17 protein-coding genes are annotated in these 23592 nt (G+C 64.1%); all 17 read left to right on the top strand.

Features of this window, described 5'->3' with window-relative positions; translation table 11 throughout:
• The first annotated feature begins 12 nt into the window (after positions 1 to 12).
• The 17 genes from AC1DT6_RS04005 to AC1DT6_RS03925 all read left to right on the top strand — a co-directional run bounded on the left by AC1DT6_RS04005 (position 13) and on the right by AC1DT6_RS03925 (position 23474).
• Positions 13 to 2463 carry a hypothetical protein gene (locus tag AC1DT6_RS04005; RefSeq protein WP_477114453.1) on the top strand — a complete coding sequence of 817 codons (2451 nt, stop codon included), beginning with the start codon at positions 13 to 15 and terminating at the stop codon, positions 2461 to 2463.
• Between the two features lie 91 nt (positions 2464 to 2554).
• Entirely contained in the window at positions 2555 to 3292 is a 738-nt protein-coding gene (locus AC1DT6_RS04000) for a GDSL-type esterase/lipase family protein (protein WP_477114452.1), read from the top strand.
• A gap of 182 nt (positions 3293 to 3474) precedes the next feature.
• Positions 3475 to 4509 carry a hypothetical protein gene (locus tag AC1DT6_RS03995; RefSeq protein WP_477114451.1) on the top strand — a complete coding sequence of 345 codons (1035 nt, stop codon included), beginning with the start codon at positions 3475 to 3477 and terminating at the stop codon, positions 4507 to 4509.
• 13 nt (positions 4510 to 4522) lie between these two features.
• The gene (locus tag AC1DT6_RS03990) at positions 4523 to 5794 is read left to right on the top strand and encodes a N4-gp56 family major capsid protein (RefSeq protein ID WP_477114450.1); all 1272 of its coding nucleotides are present in this window, start codon (positions 4523 to 4525) and stop codon (positions 5792 to 5794) included.
• 60 nt (positions 5795 to 5854) lie between these two features.
• Positions 5855 to 6268 carry a hypothetical protein gene (locus AC1DT6_RS03985; protein ID WP_477114449.1) on the top strand — a complete coding sequence of 138 codons (414 nt, stop codon included), beginning with the start codon at positions 5855 to 5857 and terminating at the stop codon, positions 6266 to 6268.
• Between the two features lie 73 nt (positions 6269 to 6341).
• Positions 6342 to 6749: a hypothetical protein gene (locus AC1DT6_RS03980; RefSeq protein ID WP_477114448.1), complete on the top strand. Its 408-nt coding sequence runs from the start codon at positions 6342 to 6344 to the stop codon at positions 6747 to 6749.
• 3 nt (positions 6750 to 6752) lie between these two features.
• The gene (locus tag AC1DT6_RS03975) at positions 6753 to 7082 is read left to right on the top strand and encodes a hypothetical protein (RefSeq protein WP_477114447.1); all 330 of its coding nucleotides are present in this window, start codon (positions 6753 to 6755) and stop codon (positions 7080 to 7082) included.
• Positions 7079 to 7708 carry a phage adaptor protein gene (locus AC1DT6_RS03970; protein ID WP_477114446.1) on the top strand — a complete coding sequence of 210 codons (630 nt, stop codon included), beginning with the start codon at positions 7079 to 7081 and terminating at the stop codon, positions 7706 to 7708. Before AC1DT6_RS03975 ends, AC1DT6_RS03970 begins: the two co-directional genes overlap by 4 nt.
• A gap of 4 nt (positions 7709 to 7712) precedes the next feature.
• Complete coding sequence (locus AC1DT6_RS03965) at positions 7713 to 9953, top strand: hypothetical protein (RefSeq protein WP_477114445.1); 2241 nt, start codon at positions 7713 to 7715, stop codon at positions 9951 to 9953.
• A gap of 35 nt (positions 9954 to 9988) precedes the next feature.
• On the top strand, positions 9989 to 11197 hold the full coding sequence (locus tag AC1DT6_RS03960) for a phage tail tip fiber protein (RefSeq protein WP_477114524.1): 1209 nt from the start codon (positions 9989 to 9991) through the stop codon (positions 11195 to 11197).
• The gene (locus AC1DT6_RS03955; protein WP_477114444.1) at positions 11194 to 11565 is read left to right on the top strand and encodes a hypothetical protein; all 372 of its coding nucleotides are present in this window, start codon (positions 11194 to 11196) and stop codon (positions 11563 to 11565) included. Before AC1DT6_RS03960 ends, AC1DT6_RS03955 begins: the two co-directional genes overlap by 4 nt.
• Before the next feature lie 2 nt (positions 11566 to 11567).
• The gene (locus AC1DT6_RS03950; protein WP_477114443.1) at positions 11568 to 11759 is read left to right on the top strand and encodes a hypothetical protein; all 192 of its coding nucleotides are present in this window, start codon (positions 11568 to 11570) and stop codon (positions 11757 to 11759) included.
• Between the two features lie 55 nt (positions 11760 to 11814).
• Positions 11815 to 12375, top strand: a complete 561-nt coding sequence (locus AC1DT6_RS03945; RefSeq protein ID WP_477114442.1) for an aspartyl/asparaginyl beta-hydroxylase domain-containing protein — start codon at positions 11815 to 11817, stop codon at positions 12373 to 12375.
• Positions 12372 to 12719: a hypothetical protein gene (locus tag AC1DT6_RS03940; RefSeq protein WP_477114441.1), complete on the top strand. Its 348-nt coding sequence runs from the start codon at positions 12372 to 12374 to the stop codon at positions 12717 to 12719. The genes AC1DT6_RS03945 and AC1DT6_RS03940 overlap by 4 nt, the downstream gene beginning before the upstream one ends.
• 1 nt (position 12720) lies before the next feature.
• The gene (locus AC1DT6_RS03935) at positions 12721 to 13428 is read left to right on the top strand and encodes a hypothetical protein (protein WP_477114440.1); all 708 of its coding nucleotides are present in this window, start codon (positions 12721 to 12723) and stop codon (positions 13426 to 13428) included.
• A 9-nt stretch (positions 13429 to 13437) separates the two neighbouring features.
• On the top strand, positions 13438 to 14484 hold the full coding sequence (locus tag AC1DT6_RS03930) for a hypothetical protein (RefSeq protein WP_477114439.1): 1047 nt from the start codon (positions 13438 to 13440) through the stop codon (positions 14482 to 14484).
• 14 nt (positions 14485 to 14498) lie between these two features.
• Complete coding sequence (locus AC1DT6_RS03925; RefSeq protein ID WP_477114438.1) at positions 14499 to 23474, top strand: PLxRFG domain-containing protein; 8976 nt, start codon at positions 14499 to 14501, stop codon at positions 23472 to 23474.
• Positions 23475 to 23592 lie beyond the last annotated feature (118 nt).

Genomic DNA, 23592 nt, shown 5'->3' with positions numbered 1-23592 from the left:
CACGGAAACCAGATGGAAACTGATCACCTCATCCTCCGCGAAACTGTGCTGCGGACCGTTACGGTGCCAGAGCAGGAAGCCAACCTAAAGTACCTGGAGCGCACCGCGCAAGAAGTGGCGGACGCGGCAGCGGCGGCCGCAGTCGCAGCGGCTGCAGCACAGGGCGGTGCGGAGTCCGCCAAGTCCGTGGCCTCTTCGAGTGCCGCTCAGGCGGCGCAAGCCAAGAGCGATGCTGTGGCCAGCGCCACTCAGGCAGTGACCGCTCGCCAGATAGCCGAAGCGGCACGCGACACCGCATCACAGAAGGCGGTCGACGCTGCAACGGGCGCGGCGACGGCGGCAGCGCAAGCTGGGACTGCCACGGCGCAGGCCGGCACGGCGACAGCACAGGCAGTGGTCGCCACCACCAAGGCAGGGGAGGCCGTCGCTTCGGCTGCAACTGCCACCGCGCAGGCGGGCACGGCCACGACCCAGGCTGCGGCAGCGACGGCAAGCGCAGCCGCAGCGCAGACCGCAAAGACGGCTGCTGAGTCCGCGCGCGATGCGTCCCTGATCCAGGCCGGTGTCTACGCTACCGAAGTGGCGGGCCGCGCTGCTGTCGCAGATGGCGTCGCCTTCAAAGTGCAGGGTAGCGGAGCAGTGGCTGCCTACGAGTATCGTCGGGTCAATAGCGGCTCATCAACCCTCATTGGAAGCTACCCCTCTGCCGATTTCGCCCAAAAGATCGGCAGCCCGTTTCTGAAGTCCATCAGCGCTACTAATGCCGCTGCTGATGCGACGCTGTACGGAAACCTGCTGCGCGGCGTGATTGATGTGAAGCTTTATGGACTCCCCCCGACAGACTCATACTATATCGAGAGAGTGCGGCGGAATCTCGCCGGCAGTTGGCACATAGTGATCAAGCGCGCCAGCGACAATGCATCTGTCCTCCAGTTCCTGGGGGCGCTGACCGAGCCGTCCGACCCGACTGCCGAGCATCGTGTTCTCCTGCCGTCCGTGGTGACTGGAGCCATTGGCTACATCGTGGTGCGCTGGTCGGAATTCACTGCCGGCGCGACGAACAGCGGCCTGACGATGACCCTATCACCCGATTGCGTGAATCGAACGCTGGCTACTCCAGAGAGCGCAATGCCGCGCACGGCCGCGCGAGTGGGGCAGGTTCCGCTAACAGCAGACCCAACTGCCTTTGTGACGGTCGACGAGGCTGCGCGCACGGTAACATGGCCGGAACTTCGCATCGTTGACGGGCGGAGCAACAACTTCGGCTACTTCAAGCTGGCGGCTGGCTCGGTAACCTTCACCGCCCCACTTCAGGTCGCTTACTTGGACCTCGTGCAAGCCGCCACTTATGCGGGCGGCGCGGCCATTCCTGCCAGCGCGGTGGTCTTGGGCACCTACGGAATTGAAGACCCGAGCGGCGCAGGCTACTACGGGTCAGCGCACCAGTTCCCGATTGCCTGGTCGCCTGGGGTAGGTCGCGTTGACTTGAACCCGATGTTGCGTGTCGCGCCACCCGCTGCGACAACAGTGTACCGAGATGACATCGTTGTGAAGCGCGACATTGCCAATAATGTCATTTCGATCTTCATGCGTGCCAGCGGGAATGACCTCACCTCGCTGACCTACATCCGGTATGACCTGTTCCATTACGTCTCAGCCTCACTGGCTGATGTCTGGACGATCTATGGCGTATTTGAGGTGCAGCGGACCGGCTATGAGTCGTTCAGCGGAGGTAAGGAGTTGCTGACCCCGGTTAGCGAGATTCTCTGTGCGCTCCAAGAGCAGGGTATGGGCGATTTCATGGGGGGTAGGGCGCATGGAAATGAGGCGGTCACGCAGACCCCCACGCTGCTAATTGACGGTCGTAGCGTGGATCTGGCAAGTACTACGCTGGCCTACTTCCATGGCGCTGAAGTTTCGTTCTTCCAGTCGTCAGTTCTGTACCGATATGGCACTGCACTGGGCACACCACTTGCCAATCGCCATCTTTGGCTGCGGTTCAATCAGCGGGACATGTATGCAGATCAACGCATTGAGCACGTTGCATCCTACACGCTCCAAGCAGGGTACATGGCCATGCTCGCGCCGCACCGCTACTCGGTCTACACTGGGTCATCCGAGGATAATACTAGCTCGCAGATCAGCGGCAAGTTCATAGACAACGCCAGGACGATCCCAATAGACATATCCAGTCAGGCCGCAGCCATTGGGTCGGACTACCAGATGCTCACGCCTCCGATCACTAAGGTTAAGATGTTCGGGACGTATGGCATTGAGTGCGAGATGGAATCGCTTGGCACGAGCGATCCGTCCATCCAGAGTGTGTTCTTCATGCAGAGAGCGCAGTATGCCTACAACAAGGCTTACATTGGATTTATCGGCTCCATCTCCGGCAACCAAGCCGTGACGCCAACGACAAAATGGCAGGTGAAGACGCGCTGGCGCTTCGCGTCCAAGAACTAGCTCGAAGTCAAGGCCGGCTCCTACCGGTCAAAGAACTGAATGGCTCCAGCGGTAGCTGTATCATCTCGTGATTGCCATTTCGGAGAGGGCCGTGCAGGTCAAGGTAAGGGGGTATTTGAAGGCTGCCACAATCGCCGCTGTCCTGGCATTAGTCGCGGCGGGGTCGGCGGTTTTCGGCATGAATTCAGCAGCAACAGCTGGTAGCGCTTACCAACTGGTGAAGAAATTCAAGGAATCGGTGACGGGCCGGAAGGCAGAGCCAAGCGCGCAGCACATCGCTCGCGAGTCTCTTTTCTCGCTTTCAGTCGAGCATCACAAAGTGGTCTTCCTTGGTGACAGCCACACCGAGCGCGCTGAATGGGCCGAGTTCTTCCCCGCATCCGATACGGCCAACCGTGGGATTGGCGGGGATACGACAGCATTGATCGATGCGCGGATGGAATCCGCTTTGCTCCCGGCGCCAGAAAAGGTGTTCCTCATGGCCGGCGTGAATGACATTGTGAATGCGGGATTGGGTGACGAGGATGTATTCCCCCAATATGAGGGGATCGTTCGGAAAGCTAGATCAGCCGGCGCGAAGGTCTACGTGCAATCCACGCTGTATGTTGGAAAGGCCGTCGCGCGATTCGAGCGACACAACACCGAGATTGCAGAACTGAATCAGCGGCTCAAGGCGCTCTGCGGGACTGGTGCGTGCCAGTTCATTGACCTGAACGCATCTCTCGCACCGGATGGCTTTCTGCCGGAAGAGTCTACGGCCGATGGGGTGCATCTGCTTGGCCCTGCCTACCTGATATGGGCCGATAGGATTCGCGGGCTAGTTAGCTGATTGTCAGCGCTCACGACAAGCCACCCTCGGGTGGCTTTTTTACGCCAATAACCACAACTCGAATTGCTCCCCACCCCCTAGCATCCACACAACCCCCAAACACGGTTCCCGTGCCGCCCGGATAGGCGGACCGTGTAAGGGATTGAACCTCGCAGCCAACGCGATACGTGGAGTGGAGTGGAATGGACATCGATCTGAACGCAGACCCTGAGGCAATGCTGAAGGCTTTCAACGCCGCTGAATTGGGGGAACTGGCGCCATCCGGCGACACGGCGAATCCCGAGAAAGAGGCAGAAGCCAAGGCAGCGCAGGAAGCAGCCGCCGCAGCAAAGGCAGCCGAAGAGGCAGCCGCAGCCGCGAAAGCCGCCGAGGCTGCGAAGGTCGATACGACGCAGGAGAACGAGAGCAACGTGGAAGGCGTGCTTGCCCGCGACGGCAAGAATGTCATCCCGTTTTCGGTGCTGAAGAGCGAGCGCGATCGCGCGGCCCGGGCTGAGCAGGTAGCCAAGGAAGCCGCGGAACAGGTCGAAGCACTCAAGGCGCAGCTGGCCGCAGGGAATCAAGGGGCGAAATCTGGTGAGGGCGCCCGCACCACCGAGGCAGCAGCCGAAGCCGTTGAAATGACGCCCGAAGAGTTGGAAGCCTTCAAGGAAGACTTCCCGACCCAATACAAGGTGTACATGGCGCAGCAAGCGACCATCAAAGCCTTGACGGACAAGCTACAGCCGGTGGAAGAGGACCTGGCCAAGCAACAGGAAGAGCAGCGCATCGCCCGCGAAACCATGGTGAACGACGCGATAGATGTTACTCCCAAGCTTGCGCACATCCGCGCCACCAACAAGGAACTGTACGCAGCGGCTCAGCAGTTTGATGCCGTCCTGCGGACCCAGCCCAAATGGGCCGGCAAGACCCTGGCTGAACGCTTTGCCCGCGTGGTCGAACTCGTCGAAGGCGAGCACGGTGCAATCGAGATCCCTGGCGCGAAGCCTGATCCCACCCCACAGAAGACGCCGGCAGAGTTGCGCAAAGAGGCGGAGGCACTGGCCAACAAGACGGCCGTCAAGGCAGTGCCCACGTCCATGTCCGACTTCCCGGCAGGCGAACCGCCTGTATCGAGCGAGCAGGACGCACTGGAGAGCATGACGCCCCTCCAGTTGGCGGCCAAGCTCGGGAAGATGACGGCGGAACAGCAAGAAGCCTATTTCAACAGCATCTAAAGAGGCCTAAGCCATGTCCACCAATATCCCGTTTGGTAGCCCCCTCGCCCGGAAAGTCTATTCGGTCGGGCTCTTCTCCCGCGTGCAGACCGCGCCGGGCTTCATGAAACTCATCTCCGGCGAGATGCCGAAGGAAGGCAGCTTCGCATCCGCAGGCAAGGGCCAGACCAGCGAGGGTTATCCCGTCGTCAAGGCGGGTGATCTGACCAAGGGCGCCGGCGACACCGTCACGGTCGACCTGTTCAACATCCTGCAGGGCAAGCCCACCATGGGCGACAAGCGCATCGCCGGCCGCATGATGGCGCTGACCAACTCGACCATGGAAGTCTCCATCAACCAGTATCGCGGTGGTGCTGATGCTGGTGGCCGCATGGCTCAGAAGCGCACGGTGCACAACCTGCGCAGCATCGCCACGACCGGCCTGCAGTCGTGGATGACCCGCCTGGAAGACCAGCAGACCCTGGTGCACCTGGCCGGCGCGCGCGGCACGCAGCAGACCGCCGACTGGGTGGTGCCTGACCAAGCCGATACGGACTTCGCCGAGATCATGGTGAACCCGGTCAAGGCGCCGACCAAGAACCGCTACTTCGCCGCCGGCGATGCGACGGGCCCGGACGACATCGGCACTAATGATGCGCTGACCCTGCAGGACATCGACCGCATCGTGTCGCAGCTGCGCGAAGCGCCGATCCCCCTGCAAGCCGTGAAGGTCCAAGGCGATGACCGCGCCTGGAATGATCCGCTGTGGGTTGCCTTCGTGACCGAGCGCCAATGGCTGTACATGCAGTCGCGCACCACCCAGACCCAATGGCGCACGGCGATGCAAAACGCCTTCGAGCGCAAGGCTGCCGGCGTAAAGCATCCGCTGTTCGATGCCTACGAAACGATCATGTGGAACGGCGTGCTGATCAAGCGCATGAATCGCTATGCGGTGCGCTTTGCCACCGGCGCCAATGTGATCAAGGACACCGGCGGTTCGGACGGCTACACCTACACGGAATCGACGGTGCAAACCGCCGTTGACGTGGACCGCGCGATCATCCTGGGCGCCCAGGCTCTGGCCAAGTGCTACGGCAAGAATGGCAAGTCGGATTACTTCTACGACTGGTCGGAAAAGGAAGAAGACCACGGCAACCAAATCGAGATCGTGGCGGCCGGCATGGGCGGTTGCGCCAAGACGCGCTTCAAGATCGACGGCCAAGACACCGACTACGGCGTCGCGGTGGTCGACTCCTACGCGCCGGACCCCGCTCAGGCTGCTGGTCGCTCGCTGCTGGGCTCGTAATGGGATGGGGCGGCCTCCGGGCTGCCCCTCCTGCCACGTCATCGAATACAGGAGAAGTTCATGGCTACCATCCTTGCCAAGACCCTGCAGGACACGCAATACAGCGGTCCCGCTCCCGCCGCGCACGCGCACGGCAAACACACCCTGGCCGCCGCGGCGATCGCCGACAAGGTCCGCCTGCTCAGGCTGTACGCCGGCACCAAGGTCTACACCGGCCGCCTGATCAATGCCGCGCTCGGCGCCAGCACCACGCTGTCGCTCGGCTTCGAGTCGGCGGACGGCACGGCACTGGGTAACGGCGTGGGCGCCACCAGCCTGATCAACGCCCAGGCAACGAATGCCGCGGCTTCGACCACGTCGAACAATGCGCCGTTCGTGCTGGACCGCGACGCCTACCTGATCGCCACCGTAGGCGGCGGCGTGGCCACCGGCCAGATCGACGCTGTTATCAACTTCGAGCACCGCGGCGTCTAATCGGCTCCCGACCGATGCGCTGAGACCGGAAAACAGGGCGGGCGACTGCCCTGTTTTTCATTCAGGAGAATCCATGATCCCGATTATCTATGTGGGCAAGAAGCCCTGGACCCGCGACAACGTGGCCGGCTCCGGCAAGGCGTGGGACGGCCCGGGCGACGTGCAGGAAGTGACCGAGAACCAGGCGAAGACTCTGCTCAAGTATCCCGACCAGTGGGCGCTGGAGAATCCGGACGACGCCGAGTTGCTTACCGGCCCGGTGACCGTGACCGTGGTAGACCCGGGGGGCGGCGCATCGACAGAGGTGACGGCAGATAGCCTGCGCAAGCCGATCGAGGCAATGAGTAAGGCCGAATTGACCGTCTTCGGTACGACGCTGAATCTCAAGCTCGCCCCAGCGCTGTCGAAGAAGCAAATGATCGACACGATTGAGGAGGCCCAGAAGGGCCCCGARCCCATGAAGGCTGGCGAGGTAGCGTAAGCCATGGCGACCGTTCAGCAGGTCATCGACAAGGGGCGCGTGCCGCTGAATGACGCGGATAAGGTCCGTTACTCCGACGTCACGCTGCTGGGCTACGTGAACGACGGCGTGGCCGAAGTCTACGCGCTCCGGCCTGACCTGCGCTTTGGGAAGTTCGGTCAGCCGGTGCCAGATCTGGCACTTTCCGACGCCTTCCCCCTATCGGCCCAGCATGCCGTGGCCATGCAGCACTACCTCGTCTACCGCGCCGAGATGAAGGACGACGAGCACGTCAACACCAACCGCGAGGTCAAGGCCTACAAGCTGTTCCAGACCCTGGTATCTGCCACATGACCAAATACACCGACGTGTTCGACGAGGTGCTACCGGAGGTTCCGGGCGCCTCGCCTGAGCTGGCCGTCAACGAGATCCGCAACGCGATCATCGAGTTTTGCCAGGGATCCTGGTGCTGGCGCTACACCATGGATCCGGCGCCGGTGCTGGCCGGGCTCAATGGCTACGAACTCGACCCGCCGCCGGGCGCCGAGGTGGCGCAGGCGCTGATTGTCTCCGTGGAGGGCAAGCCGCTCGACCCGAAGGGGCAGGGCGACCTGGTGGCACTGTGCCCCGATTGGGCGACTAGGCGCGACACGCCGAAGTGGTACCTGACCGACGACCCCGCCCAGTTGACCCTGGCGCCAGTACCGGATCGCAAGATCCCCGGCGGTCTAGTGGTGACGGTAGCGCTGCAGCCCACGCGCGCATCCACGAGTTTCCCGACCTGGATCTGGTCGCGCTACTTCCGCGCGCTGTCCGCCGGCGCCAAGGCGGAATTGATGGCCATGCCGAAGAAGCCCTGGACCAGCCCCGAGCTTTACTCGCTCTACCGCGGCCGCTTCGAGGCAGCCATGGCTAGCGCCAAGGTAGAAAGCCAGCAGAGCCTGTCGCGCGCGCCGATGCGCACCACGTCTTACCACTGACCCAATGACGACGCTTTCTATCGCCCAGTTTTCCGGCATCTTCCCGCGAGTGCCCGATGCGCTCCTGCCGCAGACAGCCGCCACGGTCGCGGAGAACTGTGACTTCGGCTATGGCGAACTGCGCGGCATGAAGGGCGGGGCGCTGGTGACGTCGGTCAGCAATGCGGTGAAGAGCCTCTACACCGAGGATGGAACGACCTTCTACACCTGGGATGTGGATGTCGACGCCGTGCGCGCGCCGATGTCGAATGATCAGTACCGGCGCGTCTACTACACCACGCCGACGGACTTTCGTGTCACGGACAGCCTTGGCACTCGAGCGAATGGCGGGCCGCCGGGATCGAGCTACCGCGTGGGCGTGCCGAAGCCAACCGCCGCGCCGACCTTCTCTGTGTCTGGCACGCCGACCAGCCTGGCCGAACTCAGTATCGCCGCGAAATTCCACTATGAGTATGGTGGCGTCAAGTATCAGGAGCAGGACTTCGGCTTGACGGTGGTGCAGGACAAGAGGAAGTGGACCTTCACCCCGCCGACGAAGAACACGGGCGCCGCGTTCGGCCCGGTCGATGAATCCTTCATTGCCACCGCCTACAGCATGTGGGTTGGCGGCGTGGATGTCCCGGCCTACGAGGTCTGGGACAATTTTCCGGCCGGCACGCGCGTCATCGCGACCGATGCCACCACCCTGAAAAAGGTGGCGGACAACAGCCTGATGACCAACATCTACCGGATCAAGGATGATGGCGGGCGTATTCATGAGGTCACGGCGCTTTACTCACTAACCCGATTCTCCTACCTGAATGACAATGCCTCAGCGCCCGGCAACCTGACGCCAGAACAGGCCTTCCCGGTAATCCGCCTGATCGGCACCAACACCGCGACCGGGGCGGCGGCATTCGACATCTACTCGAACAACTCGAGCTTCTCGGCGACGGGGGACTGGACCGCGTCGCTCACGCGCAACGATGGCGCGGAGAGCTATACCCTCGTTCTGGACTCGAAGTCCGCGGCAGCCGCCACCGAGACGCGCGCCTACGTCTACACCTACGTCAACACCTACGGAGAAGAGGGCCCGCCCAGCCCGGCCGGGACGCTTACCCTCATCAATGGGCTGGCGGTCGATGTCACCGTGGCCCGCGACGCCCTGGTTGCTGACTATGCGCCGATCAAGGAAATCCGCCTGTACCGGACTCAGTATGGCAGCGACGTGATCGAGTATTTCTATGCTGGCTCCGCCCTAGTGCTGAACCAGCCCGGCACCACATTCGTTTACCACGACACGACGACGGCCGCCGGCCTGAACGAGATGCTGGCTTCGGATGAGTATTACCCGCCGAACCCCGCCCTGGTCGGCTTGATGAGCCTGAAGAATGGGATTCTCGCGGCCTGGAAAGGGAATGAACTCCACTTCTCCGAGCCATACAAGCCTTGGGCCTGGCCGCCGGCTTACGTCAAGATATTCCAGCACAACATCGTGGGCGGCGTGCCATATGGCTCCGGCCTACTGCTGACGACCACGACCGAGCCAGTCCTGGTCTCCGGCATTACCCCGGCCGGGATGACAGAGACGGGCATGAACGTGGGGCAGGCTGGCGTCTCGAAGCACTCGATTGCGCTGGTCGACGGGTTCCTGGCCTACGCCAGCCGCGACGGTATCGTGGTGGTGCAGGGTGGGCAGGCCTCGCTCACCCTGTCGCAACAGTTCTTCACCCGGGACGTCTGGCGCGCGCGTTACGGCGGGCACCTGGGCGTCATGCGCTTCTCTGTGTGGGATGGCCGGCTGACGGTCTACGCGGAAGACGGTTCCTTCCCGGCCTTCATGATCCGACTGGATGAGGCGGCCGGGACCATGACGGACCTGCCGGCCTTCCAGGCGGCGTGCTCCTTTGCCAGCGAGTTCGCGGATGGGGTGTATTACGGGTTAGGCACGAACCTGTATCTATTCAATGCGGGCGCGGCGCTGGCCACTACATGGCAGTCGCGCGAGATGGTTATCCCGGCGCCGGTGAACTTCGGCTATGCCAAGGCGCTATGCAGCGGCAACTGGACGATTGATCTGTACGCCTACGACGAGAAGAACGACGTCTGGGTATTGCGCCACACCAAGGCGCTGACGCGGTCCGATGGCTTCCGCCTTATTGATGGCTACCTGGCGCAGCGCTACAAGATCCGCATCTCCGGCAGTGGCGCCTACTTCAAAGACCTGCGCTTGGGTACCACAGCGCTGGCGCTCAAGGAGGTCTGAGCATGGGCAAAGTCCCATCCATCCCAGATGTGGCGATGGACAGCATCACAGACCGCAACGTCTACGCGGTGCTGCGCGCGATCGCCGACATCCTGAATGTGCGCAACGGGCAGACTGGCGACTCGGACAACGCCTTCGTTACCCGCGGCGAACTGGGTAACCTGGGGCGTGCCGGCTCGGGCGGCGGCATCGGCGTGGCCGGCGGGCAGCAGTCGCAGGGCTTCGCCTTTCCGGTGATCCGCCCGTCCGATATCGCTCGGGTGATTAACGACCTGCAGGCACAGGTAATGGAATCCCCCTTGTTCAAGCGACTGGGGGAGCGCGTCAACCTGATCGACGCCCCAGGGACTGGGGTAATCGCACAGATTGACGACGAGCGCACCACGCGCGCCAACGATGTTTCGGCGCTCGCCAACACAGTCACGACCCTGCAGTCCTCGGTTGGCGAGAATACCGCGGCGCTCGCGATTGAGGCAGAGACCCGTGCCAACGCCGATGGTGCCTTGTTCGGCCAGTACACGGTTAAGGTCGACATCAACGGCTATGTGTCCGGCTTCGGGCTAGCCAGCACGGCGAACAACTCGACGCCGTTTTCCGAGTTCATCGTCCGCGCTGACCGGTTCGCCATCAGTTCACCCTCCGGGCCCGGCGTGCCCACGCGGATACCCTTCATCGTGGTCACCACACCCACGGTGGTCAATGGCTACACCGTGCCTGCCGGGGTCTATATCGATGCTGCCGCGATCGCCGTGGCCAGTATCGGCGAGGCCCAGATTGATTTCGCGGCGATCCGGCGCGCCCATATCCAGAACGCGGCGATTGGTAATGCGCAGATCGAGAATGCCGCGATCACCTACGCCAAGATCGGCGACGCGGAGATCGACACGCTCAAGCTGAGGGGCGAGACGGTCACCATCCCGCGCGCGGCGAACGGTGGCAACGTTACCTCCAGCGGCACGCTCGTATCGGTATATGTCCCTGGCGGCGCAAGCGCGGTGGCCGTCTCCGCTGTCATTTCGGCCAACGGGAATTTCACGCCAGGGCACACATACAGCCTGTACCGCGACGGTACTTTGTTGCAGACGTGGCCATTCACCACCACGCCCGGCATCGACGGACAGGTGCAGCTACCAGTCTCGTGGCATGACCCATACAGCGGCGGTGGCACCTATTCGGTTTCCGTCAGCGTTCCGTCTAGCGCGGTTTCATCCGCAACTATCACCTGTATTGGATGCAAACGATGATCATCATCTACCGCGCCGACAGCGGCGAAATCCTTCGCATCGCTTCTGCCCCAGAGGTTGAGGCGGAGCGCAATGTGCTCCCGGGCGAAGCATTCATCCTGAGCGATGTCTTGCCTGATCCGCGCGCGCAGTATGTCGTCGATGGCGCGTTGGTATCGCGGCCGGCCGGCCCGGCGGCTCTGGTGGGCAATGAACTACAGAACCTACCGGTGCCGGCGCTGATCGTTGTCCAGTCGACGCTTTCCCGCCGGGTCTTCTATTCCGGCGAGGCCACCCAGGCGCTGTCGTTCGATTTCCCGGGAACGTACCGGGTCTGGGTCCAGGCCTTCCCGTATCTCGATACTGAGTTCTCCCTGACGCAGGCGTAATCATGGCCCTTCACTTTTCAGAGGACGGCGGCGCGAGGCGCGCGGCAGAGTATCCATCGGTGGGCGACCAGCTCGACGCCATCTGGAAGGCCTTCGCCGCGATGGATCCTGCTGCCGTGCCAGCGCCAGCGCGCGACATGCTGGAGCGAATCCAGGCGGTAAAGGCCAGGTACCCGATTCCGCCGGCGGGCTGAGCCTCGAATTGGATGGGGCGGCATAGGATCAAGCATTCTCCCGATACGTCCGCCCATGAAGCATTTTCAGAAGATCCTCTCCGGTGTCGATGTCGTGCCGCTCCTGCTGGCGCTCAAGCAGCACCCGGAGTTGTGGGACCAGTTCACACCGCGCAAGACCGCGCCCGAGTCGCCACATACGGCGATGTCGGACATCTGGGTCCGCTACAACGACATCCGCAAATTCCCGGATGGTGACCTGACGCACTTCAACGACCCGCATTACCCGATCTGGTATCCCGCCTACGACGCGCTGCCGCAACTACGCCCGATCATCTTCGGCCTGATGGCGCAGGTTGAGGCAGTGCAACTCGGCGGCGTGCTGATTACCAAGATCCCGCCCGGCGGCCGGATCGAGCCGCACACGGACCACGGCTGGCACGTCGAGCACTACAACACCAAGCTGTACGTCGTGCTGCAGTCCAACCCGCAGTGCTCCAACCGGGTTGAGGACGAGACGGTCAGCATGCAGGCCGGCGAGGTCTGGTACTTCGACAATACCCGCGAGCACGAGGTGATCAACGACGGCGACGACGATCGCATCACCCTGATCATTTGCACGAGGCGCGACGGATGATCGCCGACCGCATGCGCGAACTCGCGAAGCAGGATCAGACCGACCTGCGCACCGTGCACCACTTCTCGGATGGGGTCTACGCGAAGCAGATGCACCTGCCCAAGGGGCATATGGCTGTGTCGCACAAGCACGCATACAACCACCTGAGCATTCTGGCGGGCGGCGTGGCCACAGTGGAGACGGACGAAGGCAGCCGAATCTACCGCGCGCCCGCCTGCATCGAGATCAAGGCTGGGGTGAATCACGCCATTACGGCACTGGAAGACGTGACCTGGTTCTGTGTTCACGCGACGGACGAAACCGACCCGGACAAGGTCGACCTCGTCTTGATTCAAGGAGAGTGAGATGCCATGGGGCGTGGTTTCAGCAGGCATTGGCCTGGTAGGGTCGTTGGCCGCCGGTGATAACGGCGCAGGTGATGCCAACGCAGCGTCGGCTAGCGCCACGAACTTGCAGGCGCAGATTTCCAAGGATCAGTGGGACCGGTACAAAACAGTCTACGCCCCGCTGGAGGATTCCATGGTCAGCGCGGCGCAGAGCTATGACACGCCGGCCCAATACGAGCGGGCCGCCGGTGAGGCCTCTGGCGCCGTGGCCCAGGCTTACGGTAATGCGCGCGATCGCCTGACGCGCACGCCCGGTCTAGATCCGACGTCGGCGGCGTACACATCGAGCGTTGCCGGACTGGATCGCTCCCAGGCGGCGGCCGATGCCGTTGCGCAGAACACGGCGCGCAAGCAGGTGGAGGATAAGGCGTGGGCGCGCAAGTCTGACATGCTGAGTCTCGGCAAGGGCCTGCCGGCGCAGGCGAGCGTGGGCCTGGCCTCCGTGGCAAACAACAGTCTGGCTCAGGCGAAGAACGACTACGCCACCGCGGCTAACGAGGCGGGGGCGATCAATGCCACTGCTCGGGGCGTCGTGGGCGGGCTGCAGTCGGTGTGGAATGGCTTCAATACGCCAAGCGTCGGCAATCAGGCCACGGCCACACGCTACGGCACCAATGCCGGCTCCCAGCAAACCAACATGCTCGCCGAGCAAGATTTCGGCCTGTAAGGAGGCAACATGTCAGGACTTGGACTAGCCGCCGTTGGCTACCAGATGGGCAAGCAGATTGATTATGAGAACCGCCAGCGCGACTACAGGACCGCTGAGATGGATGCAGAGCAGCCAGGGCTGCAGGATGCTGCTGCTGCCCGCGCGTCCGGGAATCAGTTGCGCACCTCACAGAACACCGCCGAACTTGGCCTGGTGCCGCAGCGCGCAAAGCTCGCCGGCTCGCAGCTTGGTCTGCAGCAAGGGCAGGCCGATCTGCAAACCGAACTGCAGCCGCGCCAGCGGCAGACCGCGCGCCAGACGGTGGGCATGCAGGGCCAGGCATCGGACCAGGAATTCAAGGACTTCGGCGAGAAGCTGCGCCAGGATCGCGTCTCCAATGCTATCGGCACGCAGGAAGTCAACGACAAGGCCCTGACCAAGCTGGCCGACATCCTGCATACCTCGCAATCTCCGGAGGCGGCAGTGAGTTTCTATAACGCCATCGTCGACTCCGGCGCGCTGGGTGACATGCCGGGCCCCAAGGCCACCGCCGTGCGCATGGGTAAGGGGCCGAATGGGCAGGAGGAGATCACCTTCCTGTCCGGCGACAAGCGCATCTTCGGCATGGATCAGGCGACCATGGGTCGGTACCTGTCGCGCGGACAGAAGGCAGACCTCAAGATCCTCAAGAGCGGGGAAAGCCTCGTTGGCGTCAATCCGCGCACCGGGCAGCCAACCGAGATGTACCGCGCGCCGGAGAGCGCGGTGGAGAAGTTGTCCAAGCAGCCGGCAGAGGTCTCCATCATGAAATACATGGTGGAGACCGGGATCGCCAAGGATCCAACGGAGGCCTTCAACAAGATGCGCACCGCGCGCGGCAAGAGCAAGGCGGAGTTCATCGCCGATTTCATGAAGGCCACCATCCTGCCGGGGATGTCGCAGGATGCCATGCGCGAGCAGGAATCCAACCTCGGCGCCATGTACGACCGCCTCAACGGCGGCGGGCGCGCGGCAGGCTCGAATACCGGTGCCGCCAATACACTCGACCCAAAGGTGCAATCCCTCTTCGAATAGCGAGTTAATCCCCCATGGCGCTCCAGGACTTCGGCAGTCTCTCTTTCACGAACACCCCTGGAGCGCAAGACAAAGCGCCGGGACTTGGATCCCCGCGCCGCGGCGGCACCAAGCCGCTCGACGCCGCTACCATTGATCGCATCGTGGCGGAAGAGGGCGCGGGCGCGATCAAGCCCGTTGTCATGGGCATCTACGGTCAGGAGTCCAGCGGCGGCACAGATGCCCGCGTCTCCGTTGATAACGCCCATGGCGGGATGCAGGTCATCCCGGGCACGTTCGACCGGGTCAAGAAGCCCGGCGAGGACATCAACAACCCGGAGGACAATTTCCGGGTTGGCGTGCGCTACCTCAAGACCATGAGTGACAAGTTCGGGACCGACCCGGCTCGTCTGGCCGTCGGCTATTTCTCGGGCGAGGGCAACGTCAACGCTAAAGGCGACACCCCGTACAAGGAAGACCGCAAGGACGGCAACGGCAAGTACGTTTCCTCCTACGTGCGCGACCTGCTGGGCCGTGTCGGCAATGCTGTAGTCCCGGACGCCAAGGCTGCCGAGCCTGCCGCCGACATCAGCAAGGCCCCCAAGTACCGCGATTTCATCGGCAAGCCCCAGTGGGGCAGTCTCGACGACGCGCAGAAGGATCAGGCGCGCAACGCCTACTTTGACCGCTATGTGGCGCCGCACCTGGCGCCGGCAGACCGCGACGGCCAGCGCGCTGCATTCCTCGATCGCGCGGCACAGATCGAGGGCACTGGCACGGCCAAGCCGGAGAAGCCGGGGCTGATCGACCGCGCCGTGGGCGCCATCAATTCCGGCCTGAACGCCGTTCTGCCCACCGGCGGCACGGGAGTTGCCGACCCAATGGGCACTGGCGCGGCCGAGATCACAGCTGCCGCTGGCCCGGAGTCCAGCAAGATCGGTGTGATGGGCACCCAGGCCGCGCCGGTGGCGCCGGGCGCATCGCGCGCGCCGGTAACGCCTGAGTTCCGCGCCGAACTGGGCCGGGCCTTCGACGCGGCCACGCCCGAGCAGCGCGCGCAGATGCAGAAAGCAGATGGCGTGGTAGGCCAGCTTGCGCGTGAGCGCGCGGGCCAGTTCGCCGCCGCGCCGCAAGTCGACACCGCCAAGAAGTTCGATACCCGCGCCGAGGCGCGCGCTGACCGCATGCGCGCCGATGGCGTCGACCCGAAGGTGGCCGAGAACTTCGCGCAGTACGGCGCTGCCGCCGGCCAGGCGCCCGGGTCCGAACTGGGCACCATGGGTGCCAGCAACTTCGACTTCGAGGCGCAGCAGCGCTTCAACAAGGATCCCGTCTTTTCCAACCCGGTGATCCGCGCCGCAGTGAAGGGCTACCATGGCTACCGCCAGGGCTCGCTGGGGCTGGCGCAAGCACTCTTCGACGCCACCGGCAACCAGGAATATGCCGACATCGCCAAGCAAGGGATCGCCGATGCGCAGCGCACCACGACCGCCATGGGCGAGAAAGGCGACGGGCTCCAGCGCAACTTCGAAGGCGCCGTATCCTCGATCGYGCAACAACTACCAGCACTGCTGGCGGGCGTGGCCACGGGTACCGAGGCGCTGCCGCTGGCAGCCATGTTCACCCAGACGTTCGGTCAAGAGTACGGCAACGGACGCTCTCTGGGGTTGGACGGCGGCCAGGCTGCCGCGCGCGCCGGGATCTTTGGCGCCTTCGAGGTGATTGGCGAGAAGTTCGGCCTGGGGCAGACCCTCCGGGCGCTCAAGTTGGCCACCAAGGGCGCACCGACGCAGGATATCGCCACCGTGCTGTCGAAGGCGATGCTGCGTGAACTTCCGGGCGAGCAAGTCACCACGCTGGGCCAGTTCCTGACCGACAAGATTCCGGGCATCGGCACCAACCTGGAGGCCGGGCTGGCGCAGTACCTGCAGCAGGCGGGCGACACGCTGGCGCAGACCGTCATGCAGGGCGGTCTGATGATGGGCGGCACTACCGGCGTATCGGCCGGTGTGCGCCACCTGCAGGGCGCCCCGACCCAGGCGACGCAGGATCTCGCCGCCGAGCAGGCGCGCGAGCAGGCGCTGAGCAAGTCCGCAGCCTTCTTCCAGCCGCCGGCGCGGCCGAAGCATACCAGCACCGTGGCCGCCGAGCAGGTAGTGCGCGAGATGGCGGCCGAAGCCGGCATTGACCCTGCCGAGCTGCTGCCCGCCGAGAAGCCCGCGCCCGTAGCGCCGGTGGCGGCCGCCCAGCCTGCGCCGGCTGCGCCCGCTCCCCAAGCCCAACCCAGCGCCGCGCCGGCCGAGCAGGGCGCCGCGCCCGCTGGCCAGCCCGCCTACGACCCGCGCGAGGTGATGGACTTCGCCCAGACCCGTTACGAGCGCCTGCTCGCTAAGCGCGACGGCGAGGCCCTGGTGCAGACAGGCGAGGACGGTCGTCCGGTAGACGGCGAAGTCGCCGGCCAGGCCCTGACGCCCGGCGAACAGCAGGAGATGGCCGTGATCGAGCAGAGCCGCGGCGATGTCGCCACCCTGGCGCAGTTCTACGGTTTCAATGAGGGGAGCGCCGATGCCGTCCCAAGCACTGTTTCGCCCGAGCCTGTCGATTCACGAGGCGCTACGCCGAATGCAGGAATGGCGGTTGATCCGTCCGCTGGACGTCCCGGACCTGTACCGGGCAGTGACGCAGCCGGAGCCGGTACCGGCCCGGCTGCAGTCACTGGTCCTGATGCTGTTCCTGGTGCAGACGGAGCCGTTGACGGACAGCCGGCACTGATCACCTGGGACAACATTCAGCGCGGACAACAGGTGACGCTGTACCGCGGGGAGAATGCGGAGAATGACGCCGGCGGCCAGTGGTGGACGACTGACAAAGCCAAAGCCGCACGCTACGGTACGGTACAGAGTGTCACTCTGCCGTCCGAGATGATCGGTGCGCACGCCGCTCGCGGACACAATGGCGCAGACGAGTTTGTGTTTGCCGGCAAGAGGCCTCCAGATCTGGCTGCACCCAGAGAGCAGTCTGCCATCGAGGCTCCAGTCGCCTCTGCCGACCCCGCCTCTATGAGTGATGAGGATCTGCGTGCGCGGCTCGACTATATGCGGGCGCAGGCCCGCGCCAACGGCGGCTGGAATAAGATCGGTGCCGAAGAGCGCAATCGTATCGACGCGGAACTGGCACGCCGCGCCGCCGCTGCCAGCCCGCCGGCGGCAGATCCCGTCCAGGCGCTGGACGCTGCCGCGCACGAAGCAGCCACCTCGCCCGCGAATGATCTGCCGGAGCCGACTGAGGCCCAGAAGCAGGCTGGCAATTACCGCATGGGGCACGCCACGCTTCATGGCCTGGACATCACCATTGAGAACCCGCGCGGCTCCACGCGCAGCGGCACGGATGCCGACGGAAAGGCCTGGTCGGTTGATATGGCCAACCACTACGGCTATATCAAGCGCACTGAGGGCGCTGACGGCGACCACGTGGACGTCTTCATCGGCCCGGCACCGGAGAGTACGAAGGTCTTCGTGGTCGACCAGGTCGATCCGCGCACCGGCAAGTACGACGAGCACAAGGTGCTGATGGGCTTTCCGTCGCTCGCCGCCGCACGCGCGGGCTACCTCGCTAACTACGAGCAGGGCTGGAAGGGCGCCGGCGCGATCACGCCCATGTCCATGGACGAGTTCAAGGCATGGCTGAAGGATGGCGATACTACCAAGCCCCTGAACCCGAGGGTAGGCAAGCCAAAGACGGAAAAGCAGGCCAAGGCCGCACGCGAGGCAGCAAAGGCAGAGCAGGCGCCGAACGGTGCCATGCCTGCCGACAAGCCGAAGGGTGAGCCAGAATTCGGCAGCGAGGCCTACTGGCAGGCTAGAGCAGATGCGGCCAAGCCCAAGACCGAGAAGGGGGCGCGCCAGCGCCGCGGCAAGAAGGCCGCCGAGGAAGCCGCCACCCGCCTGAAAGCCTACTTCACCCCCGGCAACATCGTGAGGGGCTACGGCGGCACCATGGATGAGGTGATTGCGTTCCATCCGGCCGAAGGCGACAACGGCCGGTGGGGCGTGACTGTGCACGAAGTGCGTAAGGTGGGCGACGAGTGGGCGCGCGTCGGCAAGCCGCAGGACGCACGCACGCACACCACCATGCCGAGCCAGCGCGAACTGGAGGCTGGGCCCGTGGGTCACGTACCGGATGGCGATGCCACCTACACCTCGCCGCGCGCAGATGGCAAGCCATTCCCCGAAGCGCCGCGCCGAGGCCCTGAGCCGGCTGTCACAGAGTCTGGCCGCGACGCTGAGCCGATCGAGCGCAACCGAGACGGCCGTGCCGAGCGCCGCGCTCCGCTGACCGGTAACGACCGATACGAGTACAACGCCAACTCATTCGAGAAGCCGGGCAATGCCGCACCCAAGGGCATCGACGCAGCAATGCGCAAGGTTGTCGATTACATGAACGGCGACATCGGCCGCGCCGAATTGATGACGCACCTGGAGCAATCCGGACTACCCCAGGGCACCATCTACTCGATTACGCAGCGCCTGGTGGACGATGGCCCCTCGATAGGGGAGGTCGATGCCATGCTGGAGCGCCGCGAGAAGGGTCAGTCGGCGCCTGGCGCGCGCGCCAAGCCCAAGACTGAAAAGCAACTCCGCGCGGAGCGGCTGAAGGCCAAGGCTCTCGACCATGGCGAGTTGAACATCCCTGGCCGCACGAAGAGTATCGACGCGGAACTTGACCGGTTCAAGGCGCAGCAAGCCGCAGAAGGGAAGAAGCAGGCTAAGGCCAGTGCCGCCGAAAACAAGGAGGCCAAGGACCGCGCAAAGGCACTCTTCGCGGAGCATGGCGAGGCGATCATTGCTAAGCACGGCGAGAAACTGGGCGCGAAGGAACTCCGGAATACGCTCGACCAGATGGTGAAGTGGGAGCCCAAGAAATTCATTGCGCTGGTGGAGAAATTCCAGAAAGAACATGGCGCCGAGGCTGAGCCTGTCCTGTTCAAGCGCACCCCTGCTGCCGGCAAGGTGTCGGCTGAAGACCTGCGCGCCCAGTTTGCGCCCATCATCAAGCAATGGCAGAACGGCCCCAAGGGCGGCGTCGAAGTGGTCCAGTCTGTCGATGACCTTCCTCCGCACCTGGCGGAATCCCTGCGCTCTGCCGGCGAGGATGGGCGCGTCGAGGGCTTCTACCTACCCAAGTCCGACAAGGTCTACCTGATCGCGGACAACCTGCCCAGCGCCGAGCGCGCGCAGGAGGTCGCATTCCACGAGGTCTACGGCCACAAGGGCTTGCGTGCCATCCTGCCGGCCGAGCAATACGCCGCGATGATGGACCGGATCCGCAAAGCCAACCCGAAGATCGCCGCGGCGGCTGATGACTGGTTTGATGCCTATGGCGGCGACACCATCCGAATGAACCGCGCCGCCGGCCAAGCCCCCGCCGAGGCACGTCGCAATGCGGAACTGCTGGCCGTCGAAGAGGCGCTGGCCGACATGGCGGCCACGGTACCGGTGGCGGGCCCGGTGCGCAAGCTGCTCGCCGCACTGCAGGCAGGCCTGCGCAAGATCGGCCTGCACGGCGCCGCCGACTGGCTGGAAGGCAAGACTGAGGCGGAAACCTTCGCTCTGCTGCGCGACGCGCGCGCCGCGGTGTTCAGCAAGACCAGCAGGGGTGATGCGCAGGTGTCTGCTTCCGGTCAGCCCGCATTCAAGCGTGCGGCAGCTGTAGGATCCGAAGCTTTCCGGCGCTGGTTTGGCGACAGCAAGGCGGTAGATGCCACGGGCAAGCCACTGGTCGTGTACCACGGCACGGCCTGGGACTTCAGTAAGTTTGGCGAGGACGAGGACGTCGCCAGTTGGCAGGGGATGACTGGCACAGATGGCGAGTTCTTCTTCACGAGCGATGCGGCGCTGGCCAGCGACTACGCCAAGGAGCAAAACACCGGGGGAGAGGGCGCGGCCGTGATGCCGGTCTACCTTTCCCTGCAGAATCCGTTGATCGTGGATGCCGGCAGCCTGGCTGGTCGGCGCGAGACGATGCGCTTCATTCGGGGCAAGCTCGGCGACGCGGCGGAAGCCGGTAATGACGGGCTCATCATCCGCAATATCGTCGACGCGATCGGCGACCATTCCGAGCCGGGCGACATTTATATTGCCCGCCACCGGGGGCAGATCAAGTCCGCCACAGGGAACAACGGCAGTTTCGACGGAAGCAACCCCGATATTGTCTTCAGCCGCTCGCGCGACGGCGCACAGATGAACCTGTTCCGCCTCTTCCAGAAGAATGAAGGCTCCGTCGACACCATGGGCAAATGGGATAGGTCCGTGGGCACCCAGTACAACAAGGCACTCAAGGACCAGCACTTCGGCAAGGTGTTCGGCTACGCGCTGGCGATGCAGAACGAGGTTTCCATGGCGTCGATCCGGCCTGCCGAGTTGGCGCCCGGCCTGCTGCACAGGGTGGATGGCTTCAAGCCCGCACTGCGCGCGCTGGTGCTGGGCCGGAAGCGGGACAAGGAACTGGAGGGCGCCACGCAGGCGATCTTCTCCGGAAGCACTGCGGGCGCGACGGTAGCGCAGGGCAGGGTCTGGACGGATGATGACCTACGGTCGAAGTTCGGCCTGACTGACCGCGGCATCAGGCTGTACAAGCAGGCGCGCTCTGCCATTAACGCATCGCTCGACGAGGTGGCCGCTGCCGAGGCCTATGCCATGTCCCAGGGCTTCGTGCCCAAGGGGCTACGCCGTACCGTCATGGACGATCCCGCCAGCGCGCGCGGCGTGCTGCTGGGCTCGCTGGATCAGCAGATCCGCATGCTGGAGCGGGCGACGAAAGCCGCCGCGCGCGGCAAGAGCGAGGCGGAGCGGGCCTCGACACTGGAAACCGTGCTGGAGCCATACATCGCAACGCGCGACCGCCTGGAGGAAATCTTCGAGCGCGCGGCCAGCCTGAAGCTGGCGGGCTACGCGCCGCTGATGCGCTTCGGGAAATACACCGTCTATGCCAACGAGGTCGGGCCGAACGGCGAGGTGCTGCGCGACGAGAACGACGACGCGAAGTCGCTGTACTTCGGAATCTTCGAGACGGAGGCCGAGGCTATCCGCAAGGCGGACGAACTGCGCGCGAAGTACGCCGACCAGGGTAACGTGCGCGTCTCCCGCGGCAAGAAGGACCAGAAGGGTCACGAGCTATTCAGCGGAATCTCGCCGGAGACGGTCGCGCTGTTCGGCGACGTGGTCGGTCAGGACGAAGCCACGAAGCAGTTCTACCAGAAGGCGCTGTCCGAGCGCTCCGCCCTGAAGCGCCGGCTTGGTCGCCGCACTGTGGACGGCTACAGCACGGATCTCCCGCGCGTCCTGTCGAACTTCATCACCTCCAACGGCCGCTTCGCCGCGCAGCGCTACTACCTGCGCGACCTGAACAATGCGATTCGCACGATTCCCAAGGCCAAGGGAGACGTGAAGGACGAGGCGATCGAGCTTCGCAACTACCTGATGGACGCCAACGATGCCGGCTCGGGCGCCAGCTCAATCATGTTTGCCTATTTCCTTGGCGGCTCGGTGGCGTCGGCCGTGGTCAACCTGACGCAACCCTTCATGATGACGGCGCCGTACCTGTCGCAGTGGGGCGCGGCGCGCACGACCGCCGCCATGGCGAAGGCCATGCCGTATGCCCTGGGCAAGAAGCAGATTTCCGATCCCGAACTGCGTGCGGCGCTGAAGCGCGGCAGCCAGGAGGGCATCGTCGAGGCGCAGGAGATCTTCCATCTGTACTCGCAGGGCGCACAAACTGTCTCCGCCTCGATCGCCAGCAAGCTGGCGCGCGTCCCGAAAGTTGGCAAAGGCCTGCAGTCCAGCACGGAGAGCGCCCGCGCTCGCCTGGAAGGCTTCTTCACCCTGTGGGGCTCGATGTTTGCTGCGGCCGAGTCCTTCAATCGCAAACTGACCTTCGTGGCGGCCTGGGACGTGGCCAAGGCCAGCAACCAGCCGGACCCCTACGATTTCGCCGTGCGCGCGATCAACGAGACGCAAGGGATCTTCAATAAGGTCAACCGCCCCAACTGGGCGCGAAGCACGACGGGCCGCCTGCTCATGACGTTCAAGCAGTACAGCATCATGTATCTGGAACTCACCCGGCGCATGTGGCGCGCCGGCCCGGCGGGCAAGCGGGCAGTGCTCATGATGATGGCGGTTCTGTTCCTGGCCGCCGGCGAAGAGGGCCTTCCCTTCGCGCAGGACATCAACGACCTGGTGGACACCATCGGCCAGTCGTTGGGCTATGACACGAACCTGCTGCGCGACAAGCGAAAGTGGGCGCACAAGATCCTGGGCCAGACGGGCGGTGACTTCGCGCTCTATGGCCTGTCATCAATGCTGCCGCTGGACTTCTCTGGCCGGCTTGGCATGGGCAACCTGATCCCGGGTACCGGCCTGCTGAAGCCAGCAGAATCCGCCGACCGCACCCGCGAGGTCACGGACGTGATCGGACCCGCCGGCGCGCTTGTCTCGGCAGGGATGGATGCCTATGATGCCTTCTCGGCAAAGCAGCCCGGGCGCGCCGTGATGGCGCTGATGCCGAAGGCAATCAACAATGCGGCCGCCGGCCTGGAAATGGCCATGACCGACAAGGCCGTCGACTACAAGGGGCGGAAGGTCACGGACGTGGGCCTGGGCGACGCGATCATCAAGGGGGTGGGGTTCACGCCGACGAAGGTGGCGGAAGACACCCGCCGCCGCATGCCGGCGCGCCAGGACATCTCACTGGTCAAGAAGGTGCAGGCCGATATCGTCGATCTGTGGACCCGCGGGCTGGCCGAGGGCGACAAGGACATGCAGGAGAGGGCTGCCGCATGGTTCCGCGACTGGAACGAGAAAAATCCGGACTCGCCGATCCAGATCACAAACAAGCAGCTGATCGGCAAGGTCAAGCAGATGGCGACGCCAAGCGCAGATCGGATGCTCAAGGCAGCGCCGAAGGGGTTGCGCGGGCGACTGGCCGGGCAGTTGTCTGCAGCAGAGGAAGAGTAGGGCCAGCGATCCCTATTGCCTCACCCAGCCCATACGAGCGTATGCTGCGCCGCAATTATCGATCTCGTTCTGCGCAGTGATGGGGAAGATGCCCGGGGTAGTCGCATTGCACTGGGCG

This window comes from Cupriavidus sp. 01L45, from assembly GCF_056399885.1.
The sequence above is the reverse complement of the archived record's forward strand: the minus strand, read 5'-3'. Positions and strand labels throughout refer to the sequence as shown.